The sequence below is a fragment of the Nonomuraea corallina genome, from assembly GCF_027620315.1.
Taxonomy (GTDB): domain Bacteria; phylum Actinomycetota; class Actinomycetes; order Streptosporangiales; family Streptosporangiaceae; genus Nonomuraea; species Nonomuraea corallina.
Genome location: NZ_JAPNNL010000137.1, coordinates 1 through 20575 on the forward strand (window position 1 = coordinate 1; position 20575 = coordinate 20575).

General features: G+C 72.2%; 21 protein-coding genes. 11 read left to right on the plus strand and 10 right to left on the minus strand.

The window, feature by feature from the left end; genetic code table 11:
* Nucleotides 1-52: 52 nt before the first annotated feature.
* Entirely contained in the window at nucleotides 53-952 is a 900-nt protein-coding gene (locus OUY22_RS27040; RefSeq protein ID WP_270157992.1) for a sugar kinase, read from the minus strand.
* 183 nt (nucleotides 953-1135) lie between these two features.
* On the opposite strand from OUY22_RS27040, the gene OUY22_RS27045 reads away from it, so the two are divergent.
* The 3 genes from OUY22_RS27045 (at nucleotide 1136) to OUY22_RS27055 (ending at nucleotide 2959) form a co-directional block, all read left to right on the plus strand.
* Nucleotides 1136-1870, plus strand: coding sequence for a hypothetical protein (locus OUY22_RS27045; protein WP_270157993.1), 735 nt, complete (start codon nucleotides 1136-1138; stop codon nucleotides 1868-1870).
* Between the two features lie 100 nt (nucleotides 1871-1970).
* Nucleotides 1971-2675 carry a maleylpyruvate isomerase family mycothiol-dependent enzyme gene (locus OUY22_RS27050; protein WP_270157994.1) on the plus strand — a complete coding sequence of 235 codons (705 nt, stop codon included), beginning with the start codon at nucleotides 1971-1973 and terminating at the stop codon, nucleotides 2673-2675.
* 26 nt (nucleotides 2676-2701) lie between these two features.
* Nucleotides 2702-2959 (plus strand): DUF6343 family protein, encoded by a 258-nt coding sequence (locus tag OUY22_RS27055; protein WP_270157995.1) that lies wholly within the window; start codon nucleotides 2702-2704, stop codon nucleotides 2957-2959.
* On the opposite strand, the gene OUY22_RS27060 is transcribed toward OUY22_RS27055, so the two are convergent.
* Entirely contained in the window at nucleotides 2930-3133 is a 204-nt protein-coding gene (locus OUY22_RS27060; RefSeq protein ID WP_270157996.1) for a DUF3040 domain-containing protein, read from the minus strand. The two genes, OUY22_RS27055 and OUY22_RS27060, sit on opposite strands and share 30 nt — an antisense overlap.
* 113 nt (nucleotides 3134-3246) lie before the next feature.
* Nucleotides 3247-4008 carry an SDR family NAD(P)-dependent oxidoreductase gene (locus OUY22_RS27065; RefSeq protein WP_270157997.1) on the minus strand — a complete coding sequence of 254 codons (762 nt, stop codon included), beginning with the start codon at nucleotides 4006-4008 and terminating at the stop codon, nucleotides 3247-3249.
* A gap of 79 nt (nucleotides 4009-4087) precedes the next feature.
* On the opposite strand from OUY22_RS27065, the gene recQ reads away from it, so the two are divergent.
* Nucleotides 4088-5890, plus strand: a complete 1803-nt coding sequence (gene recQ / locus OUY22_RS27070) for a DNA helicase RecQ (protein WP_270157998.1) — start codon at nucleotides 4088-4090, stop codon at nucleotides 5888-5890.
* 42 nt (nucleotides 5891-5932) lie between these two features.
* Here the strand turns inward: recQ and OUY22_RS27075 are convergent, their stop codons facing one another.
* Nucleotides 5933-6691 (minus strand): DUF899 family protein, encoded by a 759-nt coding sequence (locus OUY22_RS27075; protein WP_270157999.1) that lies wholly within the window; start codon nucleotides 6689-6691, stop codon nucleotides 5933-5935.
* Between the two features lie 473 nt (nucleotides 6692-7164).
* Here OUY22_RS27075 and OUY22_RS27080 point away from each other — a divergent pair, with 473 nt between their 5' ends.
* On the plus strand, nucleotides 7165-7497 hold the full coding sequence (locus OUY22_RS27080) for a hypothetical protein (RefSeq protein WP_270158000.1): 333 nt from the start codon (nucleotides 7165-7167) through the stop codon (nucleotides 7495-7497).
* 27 nt (nucleotides 7498-7524) lie between these two features.
* On the opposite strand, the gene OUY22_RS27085 is transcribed toward OUY22_RS27080, so the two are convergent.
* Nucleotides 7525-8343: an alpha/beta hydrolase gene (locus OUY22_RS27085; RefSeq protein ID WP_270158001.1), complete on the minus strand. Its 819-nt coding sequence runs from the start codon at nucleotides 8341-8343 to the stop codon at nucleotides 7525-7527.
* A gap of 98 nt (nucleotides 8344-8441) precedes the next feature.
* Nucleotides 8442-9131 carry a helix-turn-helix domain-containing protein gene (locus OUY22_RS27090; RefSeq protein WP_270158002.1) on the minus strand — a complete coding sequence of 230 codons (690 nt, stop codon included), beginning with the start codon at nucleotides 9129-9131 and terminating at the stop codon, nucleotides 8442-8444.
* A gap of 85 nt (nucleotides 9132-9216) precedes the next feature.
* Between OUY22_RS27090 and OUY22_RS27095 the strand changes: the two genes are divergently transcribed.
* Nucleotides 9217-9645 carry an SRPBCC family protein gene (locus OUY22_RS27095; RefSeq protein WP_270158003.1) on the plus strand — a complete coding sequence of 143 codons (429 nt, stop codon included), beginning with the start codon at nucleotides 9217-9219 and terminating at the stop codon, nucleotides 9643-9645.
* A 2-nt stretch (nucleotides 9646-9647) separates the two neighbouring features.
* Here the strand turns inward: OUY22_RS27095 and OUY22_RS27100 are convergent, their stop codons facing one another.
* Together OUY22_RS27100 and OUY22_RS27105 are read right to left on the minus strand one after the other, a co-directional pair.
* Nucleotides 9648-12959, minus strand: a complete 3312-nt coding sequence (locus tag OUY22_RS27100) for a BTAD domain-containing putative transcriptional regulator (RefSeq protein ID WP_270158004.1) — start codon at nucleotides 12957-12959, stop codon at nucleotides 9648-9650.
* 38 nt (nucleotides 12960-12997) lie between these two features.
* A complete protein-coding gene (locus tag OUY22_RS27105) occupies nucleotides 12998-13375 on the minus strand; it encodes a nucleotide pyrophosphohydrolase (RefSeq protein WP_270158005.1) in 378 nt (125 codons plus the stop codon).
* Nucleotides 13376-13556: 181 nt separating this feature from the next.
* Between OUY22_RS27105 and OUY22_RS27110 the strand changes: the two genes are divergently transcribed.
* On the plus strand, nucleotides 13557-14309 hold the full coding sequence (locus tag OUY22_RS27110; RefSeq protein ID WP_270158006.1) for an aminotransferase class IV: 753 nt from the start codon (nucleotides 13557-13559) through the stop codon (nucleotides 14307-14309).
* On the opposite strand, the gene OUY22_RS27115 is transcribed toward OUY22_RS27110, so the two are convergent.
* Both OUY22_RS27115 and OUY22_RS27120 read right to left on the minus strand, forming a co-directional pair.
* On the minus strand, nucleotides 14279-14746 hold the full coding sequence (locus OUY22_RS27115) for a DUF6789 family protein (protein WP_270158007.1): 468 nt from the start codon (nucleotides 14744-14746) through the stop codon (nucleotides 14279-14281). The two genes, OUY22_RS27110 and OUY22_RS27115, sit on opposite strands and share 31 nt — an antisense overlap.
* A gap of 56 nt (nucleotides 14747-14802) precedes the next feature.
* Entirely contained in the window at nucleotides 14803-15816 is a 1014-nt protein-coding gene (locus tag OUY22_RS27120) for a LacI family DNA-binding transcriptional regulator (RefSeq protein WP_270158008.1), read from the minus strand.
* Nucleotides 15817-15977: 161 nt separating this feature from the next.
* Between OUY22_RS27120 and OUY22_RS27125 the strand changes: the two genes are divergently transcribed.
* Genes OUY22_RS27125 through OUY22_RS27140 form a run of 4 tightly spaced genes read left to right on the plus strand, consistent with a single transcriptional unit; the run spans nucleotide 15978 to nucleotide 20423 of the window.
* Nucleotides 15978-17261 carry an extracellular solute-binding protein gene (locus OUY22_RS27125; RefSeq protein WP_270158009.1) on the plus strand — a complete coding sequence of 428 codons (1284 nt, stop codon included), beginning with the start codon at nucleotides 15978-15980 and terminating at the stop codon, nucleotides 17259-17261.
* On the plus strand, nucleotides 17258-18226 hold the full coding sequence (locus OUY22_RS27130) for a carbohydrate ABC transporter permease (RefSeq protein ID WP_270158010.1): 969 nt from the start codon (nucleotides 17258-17260) through the stop codon (nucleotides 18224-18226). Before OUY22_RS27125 ends, OUY22_RS27130 begins: the two co-directional genes overlap by 4 nt.
* Nucleotides 18223-19041 carry a carbohydrate ABC transporter permease gene (locus OUY22_RS27135; RefSeq protein WP_270158011.1) on the plus strand — a complete coding sequence of 273 codons (819 nt, stop codon included), beginning with the start codon at nucleotides 18223-18225 and terminating at the stop codon, nucleotides 19039-19041. Before OUY22_RS27130 ends, OUY22_RS27135 begins: the two co-directional genes overlap by 4 nt.
* A gap of 2 nt (nucleotides 19042-19043) precedes the next feature.
* Complete coding sequence (locus OUY22_RS27140; RefSeq protein ID WP_270158012.1) at nucleotides 19044-20423, plus strand: glycoside hydrolase family 5 protein; 1380 nt, start codon at nucleotides 19044-19046, stop codon at nucleotides 20421-20423.
* Nucleotides 20424-20575 lie beyond the last annotated feature (152 nt).

The following is a 20575-nucleotide window of genomic DNA, read 5'->3' on the forward strand; positions in this document are numbered from 1 at the left end:
TAACTCCTGGAGGGCCCGGCGACGTGCCGCGGCCCGCGCCCGGCCTCGACGTTCACCCTGACCATCGAGAACTGAGCGGCTGCAGTTCGTCCCTGGTGGGCAGGCCCTGCCAGTCGCTGGCGCACGAGAGCGCGGCGGCGCTCAGCCGTGTCCCGCGCTCCAGGCGCTCCGGCGGGGTCAGCCCGTCCAGGGCGGCGCTGAGGTAACCGGCCACGAACGCGTCCCCGGCCCCGCCGGTGTCGACCACCGGCGCCTGCGGGCCGGGGACGTCGTGGCGCATCCGGTCGGCCCGCACGCTCGCGCCCTTGGCGCCCCGGGTGACCACGACCTCGCGTTCGGGGGTGAGGGCGGGCTTGACGAGGTCCAGCTCGTCCTGGCGGACGAACAGCAGGTGCGACTGGCAGGCCAGCTCGGAGAGCACCTGCTCCGCGTCACGCACCGACGCCCACAGCTCGGGGCGGTACTCCACGGCGAACGAGATCGGCACCTCGGCGCTCTTGGCCGCGCTCACGGCCGCCAGCACGGCGTCGTGCGGGTCCCGGCCGAGTGCGGCGGTGACGCCGGTGACGTGCAGCATCCGGGCGGCGCCGATCCGGTCGATCGGCACGGTGCCCGGGGACAGCGTGGAGCCCGCCGAGCCCGCGCGGTAGTGGGTGATCAGCGGTTCGCGGCCCACCCGTGCCTCCCGCAGCAGCAGGCCGGTCGGCACCCCGTCGGTGACACGCGTGTCGGCCACGTCCACGCCCTCGCCGCGCAGCGTCGTCAGCACCCGGGCGCCCAGTTCGTCGGAGCCGACCTTGCCCAGATAGGCGCACCGGTGGCCGAGCCGGGCCAGCGCCACGGCCAGCGTGAACTCCGGCCCGCTCAGGTCCAGCCTGGCCTCGCTCTCGTGGCGGACCCGGCCGCTGGAGACGACGCCCAGCGCTTCGCCGAGAGTGTAGACGTCGATCATGGCAGGACTCTAGCCGGTCAGGTCACCTCAAAACGGATTTGTCTCCATCAGTCCTGGTGAACACCGTGATCAAAGATTTTCCGTAACTTTGCCGAACCTTTTCCCCTTATGGTGGATCTAACTGATAAAAGGCACCGGCCAATCCGGGTCGATGCCGCAAGAACTACGGGGAGAAGCACCCTCATGCGTAAGATCGCCGTAGGCCTCGTCTCGGCCGTCGCGGGCGGGACCATGCTGATGACCGGCGGCGGCGCCGTCGCCGCCACCAAGGCGCCCACCGTCGAGATCCTCGACGTGTCGCCGAACCCTGTCGTCGTCAGGGGCAACACCGAGACCGTCGCCAACTTCAAGGTCGGCGCCAGCTCGGATGTCGAGAAGGTGGAGCTCAGCGTCGAGCCCGCCAGCAGCGACCTCCGGACCATGCGGGCCAAGGAAGTCAAGCCGCTGGAGAACTGGCGCTTCTCGGTTCCGTTCACCTCGCACGACCCCGAGGGCAAGTGGCGCGCCATCGCCGTCGCCTTCAACAAGGACGGCAAGCGGGTCGCCCACGACACGTCGTACTTCTACGTCGACGTCCGCAAGGGCTGGAGCAAGGCCGACACCCGGCTGAGCTTCGACGCCTCGCCGTCGAAGGTCCGCAAGGGCAAGTCCGTCTACTTCTCCGGTCGCCTGCAGTACGAGCGGAGCGACGACTGGCGCAACGCCCGTAACGAGAAGGTCCACATCTACTTCCGCGCCAGCGGCTCCAGCGCCTGGAAGTGGATCGACTCCGACCGCACCGACCGGTGGGGCAAGTTCTACGCCAAGGAGCGCGCCTACAAGAGCGGCAGCTACAAGGCCGTCTTCAAGGGCGACCGGAAGCTCGACGACGCCACGAGCCGTAGCGACTACGTGCGCGTGTACGGCTGGCACCGGTAAGCACCACCACTGAGCGAAGGCCCGGCCGGGGCTCCGGCCGGGCCTTCTCCATGCCCGGGACCTGCGGTGAGATCCCCGATCCTGGGGGTAGCGTCCCGATATGCCAGAAGATCTGCTCCGCGAGTACGACCCGTTCGACATCTTCGACGCCGAGGCGTCCAGGCTCGACTGGTTCTTCGCCGGCCTGGACGAGGAGGGGTGGCGGCGCCCGTCCAGGGCCGCCGGGTGGACCGTGCGCGACGTGCTCGGCCACCTGGCCGGGGAGGAGCTCTACAACCAGGCCTGTCTCGACGGCACCATGGACGACCTGCGGCGGCTGATGGAGTCCGAGGGCATCGCCGGCTACAACGAGTTCAACGAGTGGTGCGTCCGCCAGCGGCGCGGCCTGCCCGTCGAGGACGTGCTGAAGGAGTGGCGCGACAAGAACGGCGACACCCGCCGCCGCATGCGCGCGCTCGGCCGCGACGCCCTCCTGGAGACCATGGCCGGTCCGTACCCGGTGGGCAAGCAGACCTTCCACTACGCCTCCGAGTACGCCACGCACGCCGACGACGTGGGCGCGCCCGTCCGCCCGGACGAGGAGGACGCCCGGACGTTCTGGCGGATCGCCGTCGGCCGCTTCGCGCTGGCCGAGCAGGACACGAGGGTCCAGATCGAGCAGACGTCCGACGAGATCTGGGTGCACTTCGGCGACGCCGAGGCCACCCTGTCCTATCCCCAGTTCGTCGAGGCCACGGTGGGCCGGCTGCCGGAGGGGCAGGGGGTCAGCCCGCGGCTCGTGTCGGCGCTGCGGTGCCTGGCCTGAGCCTCGTCCGAAAGGAGTGTGACCCCATGTGGCTGCGCAACCGCGCGGGCACCGAACCGGTGACCGCGCGCAGCCCGTACGGCCTGCGGCGCATCCTGTCGCTGGCCGCGATCGTGCTGGCCGTGGCGGCGACGGTATTCTTCGCGGCCCGGGCGATGAGCACGGGCGAGGCGGTGTGGGCCTGGGAGGCGGCGATCGCGGCGGCCGTGGCGGTCATCGCCGCCGTCGACCTGCTGGTCATCAGGAGCCGGCGCTCACGCGGACGCGACCGCCAGGACCAGTAGGGCCACGGTGACGAGGACGGCCAGGGCGATGAACCACCACCGGGTGAACACCGGCCGGCGGTCCTCCTCGCGCTCGCCGAGCCGCGTGACCCGCTCGGCCAGCTCCGGGTCGTCGCGTCGCAGCTCGTCCTCGATCTCCTCGAGGATGCGACGCTCCCGCTCCGACAGAGCCATATGCCCTCACCACCGCTCCGGCAGCCCGCACGCGCCTAAGCCTCCTCAGCCCGCTACCCGGGGAGGGGGCCTTCAGTACGGTGAACGGCGGTCAGCTGCCGCCGGGGCGGAGTTCATTCACGTGCTTCGGGATCCAGTCCGAGCACCGAGCGGCCGCCGTCGACGGGCAGCGTCACCCCGTTGACGAAGGACGCCTCCGGCGAGAGCAGGTACGCGACGGCGGCGGCCACCTCGCCGGCCGCGGCCACCCGGCCGAGCGGGTGCAGCCGGGCCATCTCCCGCTCGATCGCGGCCGCCGTCTCCGGCTCCTGGCCCGCCAGGAAGCTCTCGTACCGCTCCGTCACCACCGAGCCCGGCGCCACGGCGTTGACCCGGATCCCGTGCCTGCCGTACTCGACGGCCAGCGCCCTGGTCAGGCCCTCGATGCCCGCCTTGGCCGTGGCGTACGGCAGGCTGCCGGGCACCGCGCGGCGGGCCTGGTGAGAGGTGATGTTGACCACCGCTCCCCCGGTGCCGGCGGCCAGGAAGCGGCGCACGGCGACCGCGCAGCCCACGACCGCCAGGTCCAGGTTGGCCGCGATGAGGCGGCGCACCTCCTCGACGGGCGTGGTGTGCACGGAGGCGTCGCGGAAGACTGCGGCGTTGTTGACCCATCCAGACAGCGGGCCGGCCTGCTCGGCCAGGTCCGCGGCGCGGCCGGCGACGGCCTCGTCCGCCGCGTCGCCGATCACCGGGACCACCCGTTCGCCCGCCCAGTCCAGCGCCTCCGGGTCGCGCTCGACGGCCACGACCGTGTGCCCGTCTCCCAGCAGGCGTTCGACGATCGCCCGCCCGATGCCTCTGCCTCCACCGGTCACCACGTACGAAAGGGTCATGGGGGGACCATACGCAGCGGCTACGATCGCCGTGGGCGAACCCGGCTCCAGAGCGATCCCGAACACGTAAGGTAGCCGCATGAATACAGCCACCGAGGTCCTGCACCGCGTGTTCGGCTACGACACGTTCCGGCCGGGACAGCAGGAGATCATCGAGCATGTGGCGGGCGGCGGCGACGCGCTCGTGCTCATGCCGACCGGCGGCGGCAAGTCCCTGTGCTACCAGATCCCGGCCCTCGTCCGGCCGGGCGTGGGCGTGGTGATCTCGCCGCTGATCGCGCTCATGCAGGACCAGGTGGACGCGCTCACCGCGCTGGGGGTGCGCGCCGGGTTCCTCAACTCGACGCAGGACCTCGACCAGCGGCAGCTCGTGGAGGCCGAGTTCCTCGCGGGCGAGCTCGACCTGCTCTACCTCGCGCCCGAGCGGCTGCGGCTGGAGTCGACGGTGCGGCTGCTGAAGAAGGGCGACATCGCGCTGTTCGCCATCGACGAGGCCCACTGCGTCTCCCAGTGGGGCCACGACTTCCGGCCCGACTACCTGGCGCTGTCGGAGCTGCGCGCCCACTGGCCCGAGGTGCCGCGCATCGCGCTGACCGCCACCGCCACCCCGGCCACCCACGCCGAGATCGCCGAGCGCCTCGGCCTGCGCGAGGCCCGCCACTTCGTGGCCGGCTTCGACCGCCCCAACATCCACTACCGGATCACCGCCAAGAGCGAGCCCAAGCGCCAACTCCTCGACTTCCTGCGCGCCGAGCATCCCGGCGACTCCGGCATCGTCTACTGCCTGTCGCGCTCGTCCGCCGAGAAGATCGCCGCCTTCCTGGTCGAGAACGGCATCCCCGCGCTCCCCTACCACGCCGGCCTCGACGCCCGCACCCGCGCCCACCACCAGGCCCGCTTCCTGCGCGAGGACGGGCTCGTCGTGGTGGCGACGATCGCCTTCGGCATGGGCATCGACAAGCCCGACGTGCGTTTCGTGGCCCACCTCGACCTGCCCAAGTCCGTCGAGGGCTACTACCAGGAGACCGGGCGGGCCGGGCGCGACGGGCTGCCCGCCACCGCGTGGATGGCGTACGGGCTGCAGGACGTCGTCCAGCACCGGCGGATGGCCCTCGAAGGCGACGAGCAGCACCGCCGCCGCCAGGCCCTCCACCTCGACGCGATGCTCGCCCTCTGCGAGACCGTGACGTGCCGGCGGGCCATGCTGCTCGACTACTTCGGCCAGCCGGACAGCGGCCCCTGCGGCAACTGCGACACCTGCCAGAGCCCGCCCGAGTCCTGGGACGGCACCGTCCCGGCCCAGAAGATGCTGTCCACGGTGCTGCGGCTGGCCCGCGAGCGGGGGCAGAAGTTCGGCGTGGGGCAGATCGTCGACATCCTGCTCGGCAAGACGACGGCCAAGGTGCTGCAGCACGGCCACGACTCGCTGACCGTGTTCGGCGTCGGCACCGAGCTGGGCAACGCCGAGTGGCACGGCGTGGCCCGCCAGCTCCTGGCGCAGGGACTGCTCGCGGTCGAGCCCAACTACGGCGCCCTCGTGCTCACGGAGGCCAGCGCGGACGTGCTGCGCGGCCATCGCGAGGTCCGCCTGCGCCGCGACCCCCGCCGCGCCGCCAAGCCGGCCGCGACGCCGAAGTCCCGCCAGGCGGCCGAGCTGCCCGCCGAGGCCGCTCCGGTGTTCGAGCGGCTGCGGGCGTGGCGGGCGGCCATGGCCAAGGAGCAGGGGGTTCCGGCGTACGTCATCTTCCACGACGCGACGCTGAGGGAGATCGCGACGCTCGGGCCGTCGTCGCTGGAGGAGCTGGGCACGGTGAGCGGCGTCGGCGAGAACAAGCTGGCCAAGTACGGCGAGCAGGTCCTCGCCGCGCTGGCCGAGTCCTGACGCGGACGCCCGCGACGCCCCCGAGGCGCGGGCGCGGTCGCGTCAGTGGTGGTGGCCGCGCCGGCCGAGGGTGTCCACCGGGGTGGCGCCGGGGCGGGTCCACTGCGGCACGGGGCGGGTGTTCTGGCCCCAGCCGACGTTCCCGTCGGCGTCCGAACGCCAGGACCAGCTGGCCGGGCGTCCCTCGGGCCGGCCCTCGGGCTGCTCCTCCCACGTCTCGCCGCGCCCGTACGGGGTCAGGTCGAGCAGGCCCATGGACCCGTTGACCCGCTCGTTGCCGCGGCCCGTCGTGGCGTAGGTGAGGAAGGCGCGCTCGCCCTCGCGCAGGTAGCAGGCGAGGTACCCCATCTCGCCGCCGGCCGGCCCGTCAACCCCGCGCACCGAGTACCACGGCTGGGTGTAGCCCATGAACGCCAGGTAGGGGGCCACCTCCTCCCACGGGCCGGTGGTCACGACGGCGAACGACACGCCGCGGGCGTTGAGGTACACGGCGTCCTTCAGGTGCCACACGGTGGAGGTGCAGCCCTCGCACTGCCCCTGGTGGGGCGCGCCGTCGTACCACATGTGCTTGTAGACCACGAGCTCGTCGCGCCCCTGGAACAGGTCCAGGAACGGGACCGGCCCATCCGGTCCGGTGACCTCCACCGTCGCGTCGAACTCCACCATCGGCAGCCTGCGGCGGGCCGCGGCGATGGCGTCGCCCTCGCGGGTGTGGGCCTTCTCACGGCGCAACAGCTCGTCGCGGGCCGCCTGCCAGGTGGCCTCATCGACGACGGGCGGGCGGCCGGGTGTGATCGTCATGGTGTCTCCGCAGGTGTCGTACGGACGGTCACGCTTACAGACCCGCGCTCCGGCCGGAAGTCATCGCGGGCGGCCTGCGGAGGAGATGTCGCTCCCGACGTCGTAGGAACCTTTCCGCCCGTGCGCCTGTAGTGAGAGGTGGACGGTGACGACGGAAGGGGGCGCCGGTGCGGGCGTGGGTACGGGTGTCGGTGATCGCGGTGGCTGCAGGGCTCGCCGGTGGGTGCGCGGTGAGCCCGGGTGCGGGCGAGGCGGCGGGGACGAGGCCGGTGACCTCGGGCGAGGCGTCGCCCGCGAGTCCCGCCAGTCCGGACGGGGTGCCGCGCAGCAGTCCCGCGGGCACGGGGCAGGTGCCTTCGGCGGGTGCCACGAGCACGGCCGAGGCGCCCCGGACCGGTGCCACGAGCACGGACGGGCCGGTGTCGGCGAGCCCTCGGGCCGTGAAAACCGGGGAGACGTGCCGTGGGACCGAGTTGCTCACCTCGGACGACGGGTTCCGAGAGGTGCGCGGCACGTCGCGGGACGCCGAGCTGTGGGGGTTGCCGTTCGCCGAGGCGCCGTTCGAGGCGGGGGCCGAGGTGAAGATCGTGTGGCGGATGACCGGTGACGGCCCGCTCAAGGTCTCGGCCACGGGACCGGGCGGGAAGCGGGCCAAGCTCGTCTGGATGGAGGAGCACGGCGGGTCCAACTGGCGGCGGCCCGGCCACGAGTGGGGCACCGGGTGGGTGTTCCCCACGCCCGGCTGCTGGAAGGTGGAGCTGTCCAGGACCCGCGGCTCGGGCCACGTCTGGCTGCGCGTGGCGTGAGGAGCACGTCGAGGCCCGAGGCGGCTGCTACGCGGGAGGTGAGGGGAGGGCACGGTCGACGAACGCCGTCACGTCCGCCAGCACCTCCCCCTTGTTCGTCTCGTTGAACACCTCGTGGCGGGCCTCCGGATAGATGATCTCGGTGAAGTCGGGGCCCTTGACCGCCTCGATGCCGGACCGGGTGCCCGACAGCGGGACGAGCCGGTCGTCGGAGCCGTGGATCCAGAGCGTGGGCACCGGGCCGAACGCGCCGCCCTTGGCGATGGCCTCGATGGCGGTGGCGAGCGCCTCCAGCGTGGGCCGCTTGAACGCGCCGTGCCACACCAGCGGGTCCTCGGCGTAGGCGGCGCCTACGGCGGGGTCGCGGGAGAGCGTGGCCGGGTCGATCGGGACCTCCGGGATCGGGTCGAGCGCGAGCAGGTGCGGGATGACCTCCCAGGAGCCGATGACCGGCCCGGAGAGCACCAGCGCGGCCAGGCTGTCGCCGTACCGCTGCGCGTAGCGGGCGGCGATCAGGCCCCCCATGGAGTGGCCGATCAGCACGACGGGCACGCCGGGATGGTCGGCGCGGGCGCGCTCGTCCACCGTGTGGACGTCGGTGACCACGTCCTCGAAGTCGTCGATCAGCACGCGCTCGCCCTGCGACCTGCCGTGCCCCCGGTGGTCCGGGCCGTAGACGGCGGCGCCGTGGCGCACCAGGGCGTCGGCGACGTGCTCGTACCGGCCGATGTGCTCACCGTAGCCGTGGACGAGAACGGCGACGTAGCGGGGCCGCTCGCGCGGCCACTCACGCAGGACGATCTCACCTCGTGTGCCGGCGAACCTGTGCTCGCGTGACTCGGCCATGTCGTGCTCCTCCGTCTCACCTGCGGTGAGCGTACGTCCCGGGCGCGGCGCGGTGCCAGGCACGGGGGAGGTGCGCCGGCGAGCGGGGCTAGATGGGGCTAGATGTCGTAGTCGAACTCGTCGTACGAGAGCTTCCTGCGCAGGATGCGGATCACCTTGGGCGGGTCGTCGTGCGGCCCCGGCACGTAGTAGGGCCTGCCGCCCCGGCCGAAGGTGATCGCCGCCGGCCCCTCCCACGCGCCCAGCAGTGGCGAGACCTGCTCGAACTCCTCGTGCGACCCGATGCCCAGCGACCGGGCGTAGTCGTCGGCGCCGAACACGAGGTGGCGGGCCAGCTCGATCGGCGCCTCCTGGAAGCCCTTGTAGTCGCTGAAGAAGTACTCCCGAAACCGCCGCAGCTCCCGCTCGTCGAGCACGTCGGGGCCGATGACGTTCTTGACGCCGGTGCAGTAGACGTCGGCCAGGTAGCCGGCGACCGTCATCCTGTCCCACGTGTGGCGCCTGGCCACCAGCACCGACACCATGCCGCCGTCGGCGTCGGGGGCCTCGTCGGCCCAGCCGCGGGCCGGGTCGACGCCGAGGCCGTTGCTCCAGCCGACGCTGATCCAGCAGCCGGCCAGCTCCGGCTCGCGCCCGCCGCCGCCCGCCGCGGCGTCCTCGGCGGCGATGGCGCGCACCAGCGGGGCCACGGCCGACGGGGGCACCTTGAGCGCGCGGGCGATCTCCTTGGGCGAGCGGCCCTCGGCCCTCAGCTCGCGTACGCGTTCCTTGAGTTCTGCGCTGTCCACCCGCGCAGCCTAGCCGTAAGGACCGGTGAAGGGGATCGTAAGCCCCTGCGGTCATCGTGGCCTGCATCGAGCGAAGGAGGCCACGATGGCGCGGACCGGCTGGTACGAGATCATCCGGTTGTTCGACGCCCCGCGCGAGCAGGTGTTCGCGGCCTGGATCATGCCGGCGCGGTTCGCCCGGTGGTTCGGGCCGCGGTTCACCGGCGCGCCGGTGGACCGGATGGTCCTGGACGCCAGGCCGGGCGGCACGTGGCGGGTGACGCTGACGGCCGAGGAGGGCTTCGAGGTGACCTTCGACGGCGTCTACCGGGAGGTGACGCCGCCGGAGCGGCTCGTCTTCACCACCGGCGACCCGGACGGGCCGGGACCGGCCTCGGTGGTGACGGTCGAGCTGGCGGACGACGGGGGCAGGACCGTGATGACCTTCCGCGAGCACGGGGCCGACGCCTGCGAGGAGTCCAGGCGGGGCTGGATGGAGTTCTTCGACCGGCTCGGGGAGCTGCTTTCGGGGTGAGGTCAGAGCGCCGCGGGCGCGTCGTCCAGCTCCAGCTCGCTCCCTTGCTCGTACGCGGCCGCGGGGGCGTCGTCCAGCTCCAGCTTGCTCCCTTGCTCGTACGCGGCCGCGAACTCCGGCTCGCCCAGCGCCTCCCGGCACGCGACGGTGACGCGGACGACCTCCTCCTGCTCGGAGGGCACGGCGGGGGTCTGGTGCCGGGCGCGGGCCGACGCGGCGACGCCGAGCAGGCGGGACGCCGCCAGGTGGGAGCCGCCGGCGGCCAGCGCGCTGGCCATGGCCTCCACGGTGAACGCGCTGGTGCGCGGGTCGCCCAGCTTGCGGCACGCGTCGTACGCCTCCCGGTGCAACTCCAGCGCGGCGGCCCAGTCGCCGCGCTGCTCGGTGACGTAGCCGAGCGCGGCCAAGGTGGTCGGCAGGTGCAGGGCGGGCTCGACGCCGGGGCCGCGCGGGACGCCGTCGAGCAGGTTGAGCAGGTGCTTCTCGGCCAGGTCGAGCTCGCCGGCCTTCTGGGCGGCGCAGGCCAGGCCCATCTCCGACATCATCCGGCCCTCGCGGTAGCCGTGGGAGACGGCCAGCCGCATGGCCTCGCCGCACAGCTCCATCGCGCGCGCGTGGTCGCCCTCGTACATGGCCACCCAGCCCAGCCACGAGGTGCGGCGGACCACCTCGGGCCAGAGCCCCAGCTCCGCGGCCAGGCCCAGGCCCTCGGCGAACAGCTCCTTGGCGCGCTCACCGTCGGCGAGCGTCTGGGCCAGTCCGGCGAGCCATTCGGTGGCCTGGAGCAGGCCCCACCGGTCGCCGAGCTCCCGGAACAGCCGGGCGCTCTCCTCACCGATCTCCTTGAGCGTCTCCAGGTCGCTGCGGGCGAAGGCGGACCTGGCCTGCTTGCTGAGCGCGGCGGCGACGCCCCACCGGTCACCGGCGGCGCGGCACGCCTCCAGCGCCGTGGCGATGAGCCTCTCGCCCGTCGGCAGGTCGAGCACGACCATGCCGACGAAGAGGGTGGCCCTGGCCCGGGCGGCGGGGTCCTGGATCCGGGCGAGCACCGGCTCGTGGTCGACCTCTTCGCCGAGCAGCATGGTGAACCCGGCCAGCCACCCGGCCGCCCGGGCCGCCGCCACCTCAGCCGACCCGGCGCCCACTCCGAAGACCGGTCCTGATGCCAGTCCGGGGACCAACCCCAAAGCCAGTCCGGAGCCCGATCCCGAGGCCGACCCGGAGCCCGATCCCGAGGCCGATCCCGAGACCGATCCAGAAACCGGTCCGGAGGCCGCGGTCAGGGCTGTTTCCAGGGCGCGGCGGGCTTCGGCCAGGCGGCCGCGCAGGAACCAGTACCAGGCCAGGGCGTTGACCAGCCGCAGCGCGACGTCCGCCGCCCCCTGTTGGACGGCCGTGTCGAGGGCGGCGCGCAGGTTGGCGCTCTCGGCGTCCAGCCGTTGCAGCCAGACCCGCTGCTCGTGCCCGTACAGGTGAGGCTCGGCCTGTTCGGCGAGGGCCAGGTAGCAGCGCGCGTGCGCGGCCCGTACCGCGTCGGACTCGCCCACGTCGGCGAGGCGGTCCAGGCAGTATTCGGCCACCGACTCCAGCAGCCGGTAGCGCACGCCCGCCGCGCCGTCCACGACCACCACCAGCGAGCGGTCCACCAGCCGGGCCAGCACGGCGAGCACGTCGTGCTCGGGGGTCATCGTCTCGGCGGCCTCCAGCGTGCAACCGTCGGCGTGCACGGCCAGCCGCCGCAGCACCGCCCGCTCGGGCTCGGTGAGCAGCTCCCAGCTCCAGTCGATCACCGCCATGAGGGTCCGCTGACGGGCGGGCGCGCCGCGCCGGCCCGTCGCCAGCAGCCGGAACCGGTCGTCGAGCCGGTCCACCACGCCCTGCACGCCGAGCGCCCGCACCCGGGTGGCGGCCAGCTCCAGCGCCAGCGGGATGCCGTCGAGCCGGCGGCAGAGCTGCGCCACCGCCTGCGCGTTGCCCGCGTTGAGGGCGAACCCGCGCTCCGAGGCCGCCGCCCGCGCCACGAACAGCCGCACCGCGTCGGATCTGGCCATGACCGCCAGGTCGGTGCTGCCCGGCAGGTCGAGCGGCGGCACCGCCCACAGCACCTCGCCGTCCACCGCCAGCGGCTCCCTGCCGGTGGCCAGGACGCGCAGCCCGGGGGCGGCGCGCAGCAGCCGCGCGGCCAGCTCGGCGACCTGCTCCACGACGTGCTCGCAGTTGTCCAGCACGAGCAGGGTGCGGCGGGACCGCAGGGCGTCGGCCAGCCGGTCGGCGGGCGCGGCGGCGTCGTCCTGCCGGAGGTCGAGGACCGCCATGACGGCCTCGGGCAGCGCCGCGGTCCGCCGGTCGAGCGGGGCCAGCTCCACGAGCCACACTCCGTCGGGGAACTCCTCCGTCAGCTCGCCCGCCACCTCCAGCGCCAGCCGGGTCTTGCCGACCCCGCCGGTGCCGGTGAGCGTGACCAGCCGTTCCTCCCGCACCAGCGCGCACACCTCGGCCAGCGCCTCGCCCCGGCCGATGAGTCTGCTCAGGGAGGCGGGCAGGTTGGTCGCCGGGCGCCGGGCGGGGCCGCTCAGCGCCGGGTCCTGGTTGAGTATCGCCTGGTGCAGGGCCGCCAGCTCGGGGCTCGGGTCGAGGCCGAGCTCCTCGGCCAGCCGCTCGCGCAGCTCCGCGTAGCCGGCCAGCGCCTCGCTCTGCCGGCCCGCCCGGTAGAGGGCGCGCAGGTGGGCGGCGCGCAGCCGCTCCCGCAGCGGGTGGCGGGCCACCAGGTCGCCCAGCTCGGCCACCAGCAGCCCGTGCTCGCCCAGCTCCAGCCGGGCCTCCGCGCGCAGCTCCAGCGCGCTCAGCCGCTGCTCCTCCAGCCGTACGGCGGCGGCCCTGGCGAACTCCTCGTCCGCGAAGTCCGCGTACGCAGGGCCCCGCCACAGGCTGAGCGCGTCGGCGAGCAGGCCGGCGCGGGTGCGCGGGTCGTCGGCCGCCTCGGCCTGGGACAGCAGGCGGGCGAAGCGCGCGGCGTCCACGTCGGCCGCGGCCAGTTGGTAGCCGGGAGCCTTGGAGACGACCAGGCCCTTGCCGCCGGGCTCGGCGTCCTCCAGCGCCTTGCGCAGCTGGGAGATCCGCACCTGGAGCGCGCCCACAGGGTTGCCCGGCGGCTCGTCGCCCCACAGGTCGAACACCAGGCGGTCGCCCGAGACCGGGCGGCCCTCCGCCGCGAGCAGGTCGGCCAGGAGCGCGCGCACCTTGAGCCCCGGCACGCTCACGAGCTCGCCGCCGTCGGTCCACACGGCGAGCGGGCCCAGCACTCCGAAACGCATGCCCGCCACCATAGGCGACGCCTCCGACCGTTTCCGGGTCAGCGTCCCCCGGCTTCGGGGGGTCGCGGGAGGTGGGGGGCCTTCCTGGAGGAGCCTCGGTAGCGGACGGGGTCGTAGCGGCGTTCGCCGACGTCCAGCTTGGCGTGCGCCGCGGCGACCAGGTCGACGCCGAGGACGTCGGCGAGCCGGACCAGGTAGGCGGTGACGTCGCCCAGCTCGGCCGTGATCCGGGACAGGGTCTCGGGGTCGGGGCTGCGGGACTCGTCGGGGGTGAGCCACTGGAGTTCGGCCACCAGCTCACCGACCTCGCCCGCCAGCGCCATCGCCAGGTTCTTCGGCGTGTGGAACCGTTCCCACTCGCGGACCTCCGCGAAGGCCCGCAGCCGCTCGGCCAGCCCGTCCAACTCCGTCGTCATGGGTCACGACCCTACGAGCCTCGCGGGGGGCCGTGGGCGCCGCTCCGGCCGGTGAGATTTCGACGGCGGGGGTCTGAACGTTTCAGCGCGGCCCCGGCGACCGGTTTGTGGATAATCGTCCGAGCGGCACGGAACGAGCCGCACGGAACGAGGGGCACGGAACGAGGGGAGCGGGGGCCTGATGGACGCGGTGATCGACGGGCGGGCGGCGGAGGCCGGCGACGTGGCGCTCGCCGTGTCGGCGCGGTACGGCCACTTCACGGCGATGCAGCTGCGCGGCGGCAGGGTGCGCGGGCTGCGGTGGCACCTGGAACGGCTGACCGCCGCCACCCGCGAGCTGTTCGGTCAGGAGCTCGACCTGGACCTGGTGCTGCGCTCGGTCCGGGAGCTGGGTGCGGTGGACGCGAGCGTGCGGGTGTACGTGTGCGACGCGGGCGGGGTGCGGGTGATCGCGGTGTCCGGCCCGCCGGTGCGCCTCGCGGCCACCCCGAAAAGCCTCAGGTCCGTCCCCTACCAGCGGTTCCTGCCGCACATCAAGCACACCGGCGGCTTCCCGCAGGGCTATCTGGGCAGGCTCGCCGAGCTGGAGGGGTACGACGAGGCGCTGCTGACGTCGGAGGACGGGGTGATCTCCGAGGGGGCGATCACGAACCTGGGCTGCTTCGACGGCGACCGGATGGTCTGGCCGGACGCGCCGATGCTGCACGGCGTCACCATGCGGGTGCTGGAGTCCGAGCTGGCGCGGGCGGGGGTGCCGGGCGAGCGGCGGGTGCTGCGGGTGGCCGACCTGCCCGGCTTTCCCGTCGTGTTCCTGGCCAACTCGTGGGGCGTGGTGGCCGTGGACCGGGTCGACGGCCACCGGCTCAAGGTGGACGAGGCGCTGATGGCCGAGGTGACCGGCTGCTACGAGGCCGCGCCCTGGGACTCCTTCTGATCGAGTGACCAGCCGCCGGGTTCGAGGCGGTTGAGCAGGGCGGCGAGCGTGGTCCCGTACACGACGTGGCCGGCGGCCATCACGGCGGGGCGGCCGGGATGGTCGCGCACGATCGGCGGGAGCAGGCTCATGCGCGGCACCCAGCCCTGATAGCTGACCACCCAGATGAGCAGCGCGTAGGCGACGCCGAGCGACACGCGGCGGTCCGGCTCGCGCGACAGCAGGGCGAAGGCGGTGCCGGAGGTGACGCCGAAGCCGAGGTGGGCCAGCGCGCCGAGCACGCCCTCGCCGGGCTTGGGGCGGCGCTTGCCGCCCGGGAGCAGGCCGCGGACGATGTGCTTGGGCGGCTGGGCGGGCATGAGGCCGGCCTTCTGGCCGGCCACCATGACGGCGCTCATCGTCACGGTGGCGACCGCGCCGCTGAGGGCCCCGTTCACGAGTCTGCGCATCATGGCCCTGCCGCTGCCCCCGCCGGCAGGGCCGAAACGCGAGGTCAGGCGGGCTGCGCGGTGGTGCTCTCGCGCACGATCAGGTCCGTGGCCAGCTCGACCCGGCGGGCCTCGGGCGCCTCGCCGCGCCGCATGGCCAGCACGGTGCGGGTGGCGAGCGCGGCCATCTCCTGCAGCGGCTGGCGCACGGTGGTCAGCGGCGGCCAGGCAGACTTGGCCAGCGGGATGTCGTCGAAGCCGACGACGCTGAGGTCCTCGGGGACCCGCAGGCCGCGCTGGCGGGCCGCCTCGAAGACGCCGAACGCCTGCATGTCGCTGCCCGCGAAGATCGCCGTCGGCGGGTCGTCGAGGGAGAGCAGCGCGTGGCCGTGGTCGTGGCCGGAGTCGACCATGAACGTGCCGCGCCGGATCAGCTCGGGGGCCATGGGCACGCCCGCGGTCTCCAGGGCGGCGCGGTAGCCGTCGATGCGGGCCTGGCTGCACAGCATGTCGGCGGGGCCGCTGATCATGCCGATCCGGCGGTGGCCGAGCTCCAGCAGGTGGCGGGTGGCGGCCAGGCCGCCGTTCCAGTTGGTGGCGCCGACGGAGACGACTCCGGGGGCGGGCTCACCCTCGGGGTCCACCACGACGAACGGCAGCGAGCGGGCGCTCAACTGGTCCTGGACGCCGACCGACAGCTTGGAGGCGACGATGACCACGCCGTCGGTGCGGCGGCCGGCGAGCCGTTCGAGCCAGTCGCGACCGGGTCCCGCGTGGGTGTGCAGGACGGTGATGACGACGCTGGCCCCGGCCTCGTGGGCGGCGCTCTCGGCCCCGCGCACGATCTCCATCGCCCAGGGCGACTCCATCTCGGTGAAGACGAGGTCGACCAGTCCGGCCGGGGTCTCGTCCTGGCTGATGCGCCGCTGGTAGCCGTGCTTGTGCAGCAGCCGCTCGACGCGATGGCGGGTCGCCGGGGCGACCTCCGGCCGACCGTTGATCACCTTGGACACCGTGGGGATCGACACCCCGGCTTCCTCGGCTATGAGGGCGATCGTCACCCTCCTCTTCCCAGACATGATCCGGAGTTTATCCGAAACTTTCGGAGTCCGGATAAGCGGGGGTGATCGGATCGCGACTGTCAGAGCTATTGACGCCTCGCGTGACAAGTACCTATGCTCCGGTGGACGAAAATATCGGGGGGTTCACGAAACTTTCGCCAGCCGAGGAGGGAACCCCTATGAAGCGAACCTGCGCGTTGATCGCTGCGGCCGTTCTGGTAGCCGGTTGCGGAGGCGGACAGACCGCCACGACGGAGCCCGGCGACGGTGGCTCGCCCGGCAAGGTCACGCTCGAATGGTGGCACCTGTCCACGTCCGACCCCTTGAAGACCATCTGGGAGACCCGGGCCAAGGAGTTCCAGGCCGCGAACCCGCACGTGACCGTCAAGATGACGGTCCTGGAGAACGAGGCGTACAAGTCCAAGCTGACCACGCTCACCCAGTCGGGCAAGGCCCCCCACGTCTTCGCCACCTGGGGCGGCGGCGTGCTGAAGCAGCAGATCGACGCGGGCCTGGTCAAGGACATCAGCGCCGACGTCGCGTCGGAGCTCGGCACCTTCACCACGGCGGCGCTGGCCGCGTACCAGTTCGACGGCAAGACGTACGCGCTGCCGACGGACATCGGCATGGTCGGCTTCTGGTACAACAAGAAGCACTTCGAGAAGGCCGGCGTCACCGAGCCGCCGAAGACCTGGAGCGGCTTCCTCGACACGGTCAAGAAGCTCAAGACCGCCGGCATCACCCCCATCGCGCTGGCCGGCAAGGAGAAGTGGCCGGGCCACTACTACTGGGCCTACCTGTCCATGCGCATCGCCGGACTGCAGGCGATGCACCAGGCCGGCGTCGACCACGACTTCACCAAGCCCGAGTTCATCGAGGCGGGACGGCAGCTCAAGGCACTGGTCGACCTGCAGCCGTTCCAGCGGGGCTTCCTCGGGGCCGGCTACTCGACCCCTGACGGCCAGTCCGCCAGCGTCTCCAACGGCAAGGCCGCGATGGAGCTGATGGGCCAGTGGGCTCCGGCGGTGCAGAACGACTCAGGCAAGGGCCTCGGCAAGGACCTCGGCTTCTTCCCGTTCCCGGAGGTCGAGGGCGGCAAGGGCGTCATCACCGAGGCGTTCGGCGGCGGCGGGGGCATGGCCGTGGGCGCCGACGCCCCGAAGGAGGCCCTCGACCTGGTCAAGTTCCTCACCAACACCGAGAACCACACCAAGACCGTCGAGGCCGGCGGCGTCCTGCCGGTGCTCAAGGGCGAGGAGAGCGCGGTCAAGGACGAGAACCTCAAGATCGTCGCCGACTCGCTGGCCAACGCCACCGGCTTCCAGCTCTACCTGGACCAGGCGTACCCGCCCGCCGTCGGCTCCGAGGTCAACGACAGCGTGGCCGAGCTGATCGCCGGCGCCAAGACTCCCGAGCAGGCGGCGCAGGACATCACCGAAGTGGCGAAGAGCGAGAGCGAATGACGACCGTGACCCGCCGGCCGGAGGCGGAGACGCTTCCGGCCGGGCCCCACCGTCGCCGCAGGCCCGGCAGGCCCAGGAACCTGCTGACGATCACCTTGTTCCTGCTGCCGGCCCTGGCGCTCTTCCTGCTGCTGGTGGTGGCCCCGATCCTGGTGGCGATGTACGCCAGCGCGTTCCGGTGGAACGGCTTCGGCGGCCTGCCCACGAACTTCATCGGCTTCGACAACTTCACCAGGCTCTTCAGCAGCGACATCTTCTACACCGACCTGACGAACCTGCTGCTGGTGATCACGGCCACCCTGCTGATCCAGCTCCCGTTCGCGCTGGGCATCGCGATGCTGCTGCACCAGCGCATCCGGGGGCGGGCTTTCTACAGGCTGGTGTTCTTCGCGCCGTACGTGCTGTCCGAGGTCATCACCGGCGTGCTGTTCTCGCTGATCCTGTCGCCGGAGAACGGCATCGCCAACCGGATCCTGGGCCCGCTGGGGCTGGAGTCGGAGTGGCTGTCGGACCCCGACAGCGCCCTGTGGTCGCTCTTCCTGGTCATGACCTGGAAGTACTTCGGCTTCCACATGATGATCTACCTGGCCGGCCGGCAGAACATCCCGAACGAGCTGATCGAGGCCGCGAAGATCGACGGGGCGGCCGGCTGGAAGGTCTTCCGGTACGTCACGCTGCCCCTGCTCGGACCCACGATCAGGATCAGCGTGTTCCTCTCCGTCATCTACACCATCCAGCTCTTCGACCTGGTCTGGATCCTCACCGAGGGCGGGCCGGCGCACGCGTCGGAGACCCTGGCCGTGACCATGTTCACGCTCGGCTTCGAACGCTCCCAGGTCGGTTACGCCAGCGCCATCAGCGTGGTGATGTTCGGGCTCAGCCTGATCTTCGCCCTGGGATACCAGCGCCTGGTCATGCGACGTGACCTGGAGGGCGCGACCACCGCCATGGGAGGGAAGCGATGAGGCGCACCACCCTGCCTCTGCACGTGATCGCCTGGATCGTCGGCGCGTTCATCCTCATCCCCGTGGTGTACGCGCTGCTCGGCGGCTTCAAGAGCACCCAGCAGCTCTCGGTGAACCCGTTCGGCCTGCCCAGCCCCTGGGAGCCGGGCAACTACACCGAGGTGCTGACCACGGGGTCCTTCTGGCGTCAGGTCTGGAACAGCACGTTCATCGCCATCGCCACCACCGTCCTGGTGGTCGCGCTGTCGGCGCTGGCCGCGTTCGTCTTCGCCCGCTTCGCCTTCCGGGGCAGGGAAGCGCTGTTCACGCTCTTCACCGCGGGCCTGATGTTCCCGTTCGCGGTCGCGATCCTGCCCATCTTCGTGATGCTGCGCACCCTGAACCTGCTGGACAACCCGATGGGCGTGATCCTCGTGCAGGCCGCGTTCGGGCTGCCGCTGACGATCATCATCCTGCGCCAGTTCTTCAGGAGCATCCCGGGCGAGATCGAGGAGGCCGCCACCATCGACGGCTGCTCGGCGTTCGGCTTCTTCTGGCGGATCCTGCTGCCGATGGCCCGCCCGGCGATCGCCACCGTGTCGGTGCTGGCGATCGTGGGGAGCTGGAACAACTTCATGCTCCCGCTGGTCGTCTTCAGCGAGGAGCTGAGCTGGACGCTCCCGCTCGGCATCCAGCAGTTCCAGGGCCAGTACAGCACGGACACCGCGCGGGTGCTCGCCTACCTCGTGCTGGCCATGCTGCCCGCGCTGGGGTTCTACGCCATAGCGGAACGCCACCTGATCGGTGGTCTCACAGCCGGCGCGACGAAAGGGTGACCATGCTGCACGTCTCCGGAGCTCAGCTCCGCACGGCCGACGACCAGCCCGTACGCCTGCGCGGCGTCGGATTGGGCGGCTGGATGAACCTGGAGAACTTCATCACCGGCTATCCGGCCAACGAGGCGGCGATGCGCGCGGCGGTGGGCCAGGTGCTGGGCGAGGAGCGGGCCGCGCTCTTCTTCGACCGGCTGCTCTCCTCCTTCTTCACCGAGCAGGACGCGGCGCTGCTGGCCGGGCTGGGCGTGAACTGCGTCCGCATCCCGGTCGGCTACCGGCACTTCGAGTCCGACGACCGGCCGTTCGAGATCACGGAGTGCGGTTTCACCCACCTGGACCGGGTGATCGACCTGCTCGGCCGGCACGGCGTCTACAGCGTGATCGACCTGCACGCGCTGCCCGGCTCGCAGAACCAGCACTGGCACTCCGACAACCCGACGCACGTGGCGGCCTTCTGGCAGCACCGGCACTTCCAGGACCGGGTGGTGCACCTGTGGGAGGCCCTCGCCGACCACTACCGGGACAACCCGTGGGTGGCCGGCTACAACCCGGTCAACGAGCCGGGCGACCCGAGCGGCAAGGTCGTCGGCCCGTTCTACGACCGGCTGGTCAAGGCGGTGCGCGCGGCCGACCCCCGGCACGTGCTGTTCCTGGACGGCAACACCTACTCGACCGACTTCTCGATCTTCCGGGAGGTGTACGAGAACACGGTGTTCGTCTGTCACGACTACGCCCTGGCCGGGTTCGCCCACGGCGGCGGCTACCCCGGCTACACCCAGGGCCGCTGGTGTGACCGGGACGAGCTGGAGCGCACGTTCGAGGAACGGTCGCGGTTCCAGCGCGAGACCGGCACCCCGCTGTGGGTCGGCGAGTTCGGCCCCGTCTACACCGGCGACCCGGAACGGGACGGGGAGCGCTACCAGATCCTCCGCGACCAGCTGGACATCTACGACCGGCACCAGGCCGGCTGGTCCCTGTGGACGTACAAGGACGTCGGCCTGCAGGGGCTGGTGTGCGCCGGCGGGCCGTACCTGGAGAGGTTCGGCCCGTTCATCGACAAGAAGCGCCGCCTGGGCGCGGACCGGTGGGGCTCCACCATGGAGGAGTGCGCCGAGGTGCTCGCCCCGCTGCACACGCTGATGGAGACCGAGTTCCCCACCTGGGACCCGTACCCGTGGGGGGCCCGCTACCAGACCGACGACCTGATCCGGCACATCCTCATCGCCCAGGCGCTGCTGCCCGAGTACGCCGAGTTGTTCAGGGGCCTCGACGACAGCGAGCTCATCGCACTGGCCGATTCGTTCGCGCTGGAGAACTGCCGCCGCCGCGAACCCCTGCTGGAGCTGCTGGCCGCGAACCTGGACGGGACCGCGTCACCCTGACGCGAGCCGGAAGGAGTCCCTGTTGTCGCGCTGGTCCGGGTCGAGGAAGGTCGAGGTCACGGACACGGTCACCGTGTCCGGGCCCCCGGCCCGGACCCGGACCGGGACGCTGACCCGTACCGGCCGGCCCGGACGGACCACCGCCAGGGTGC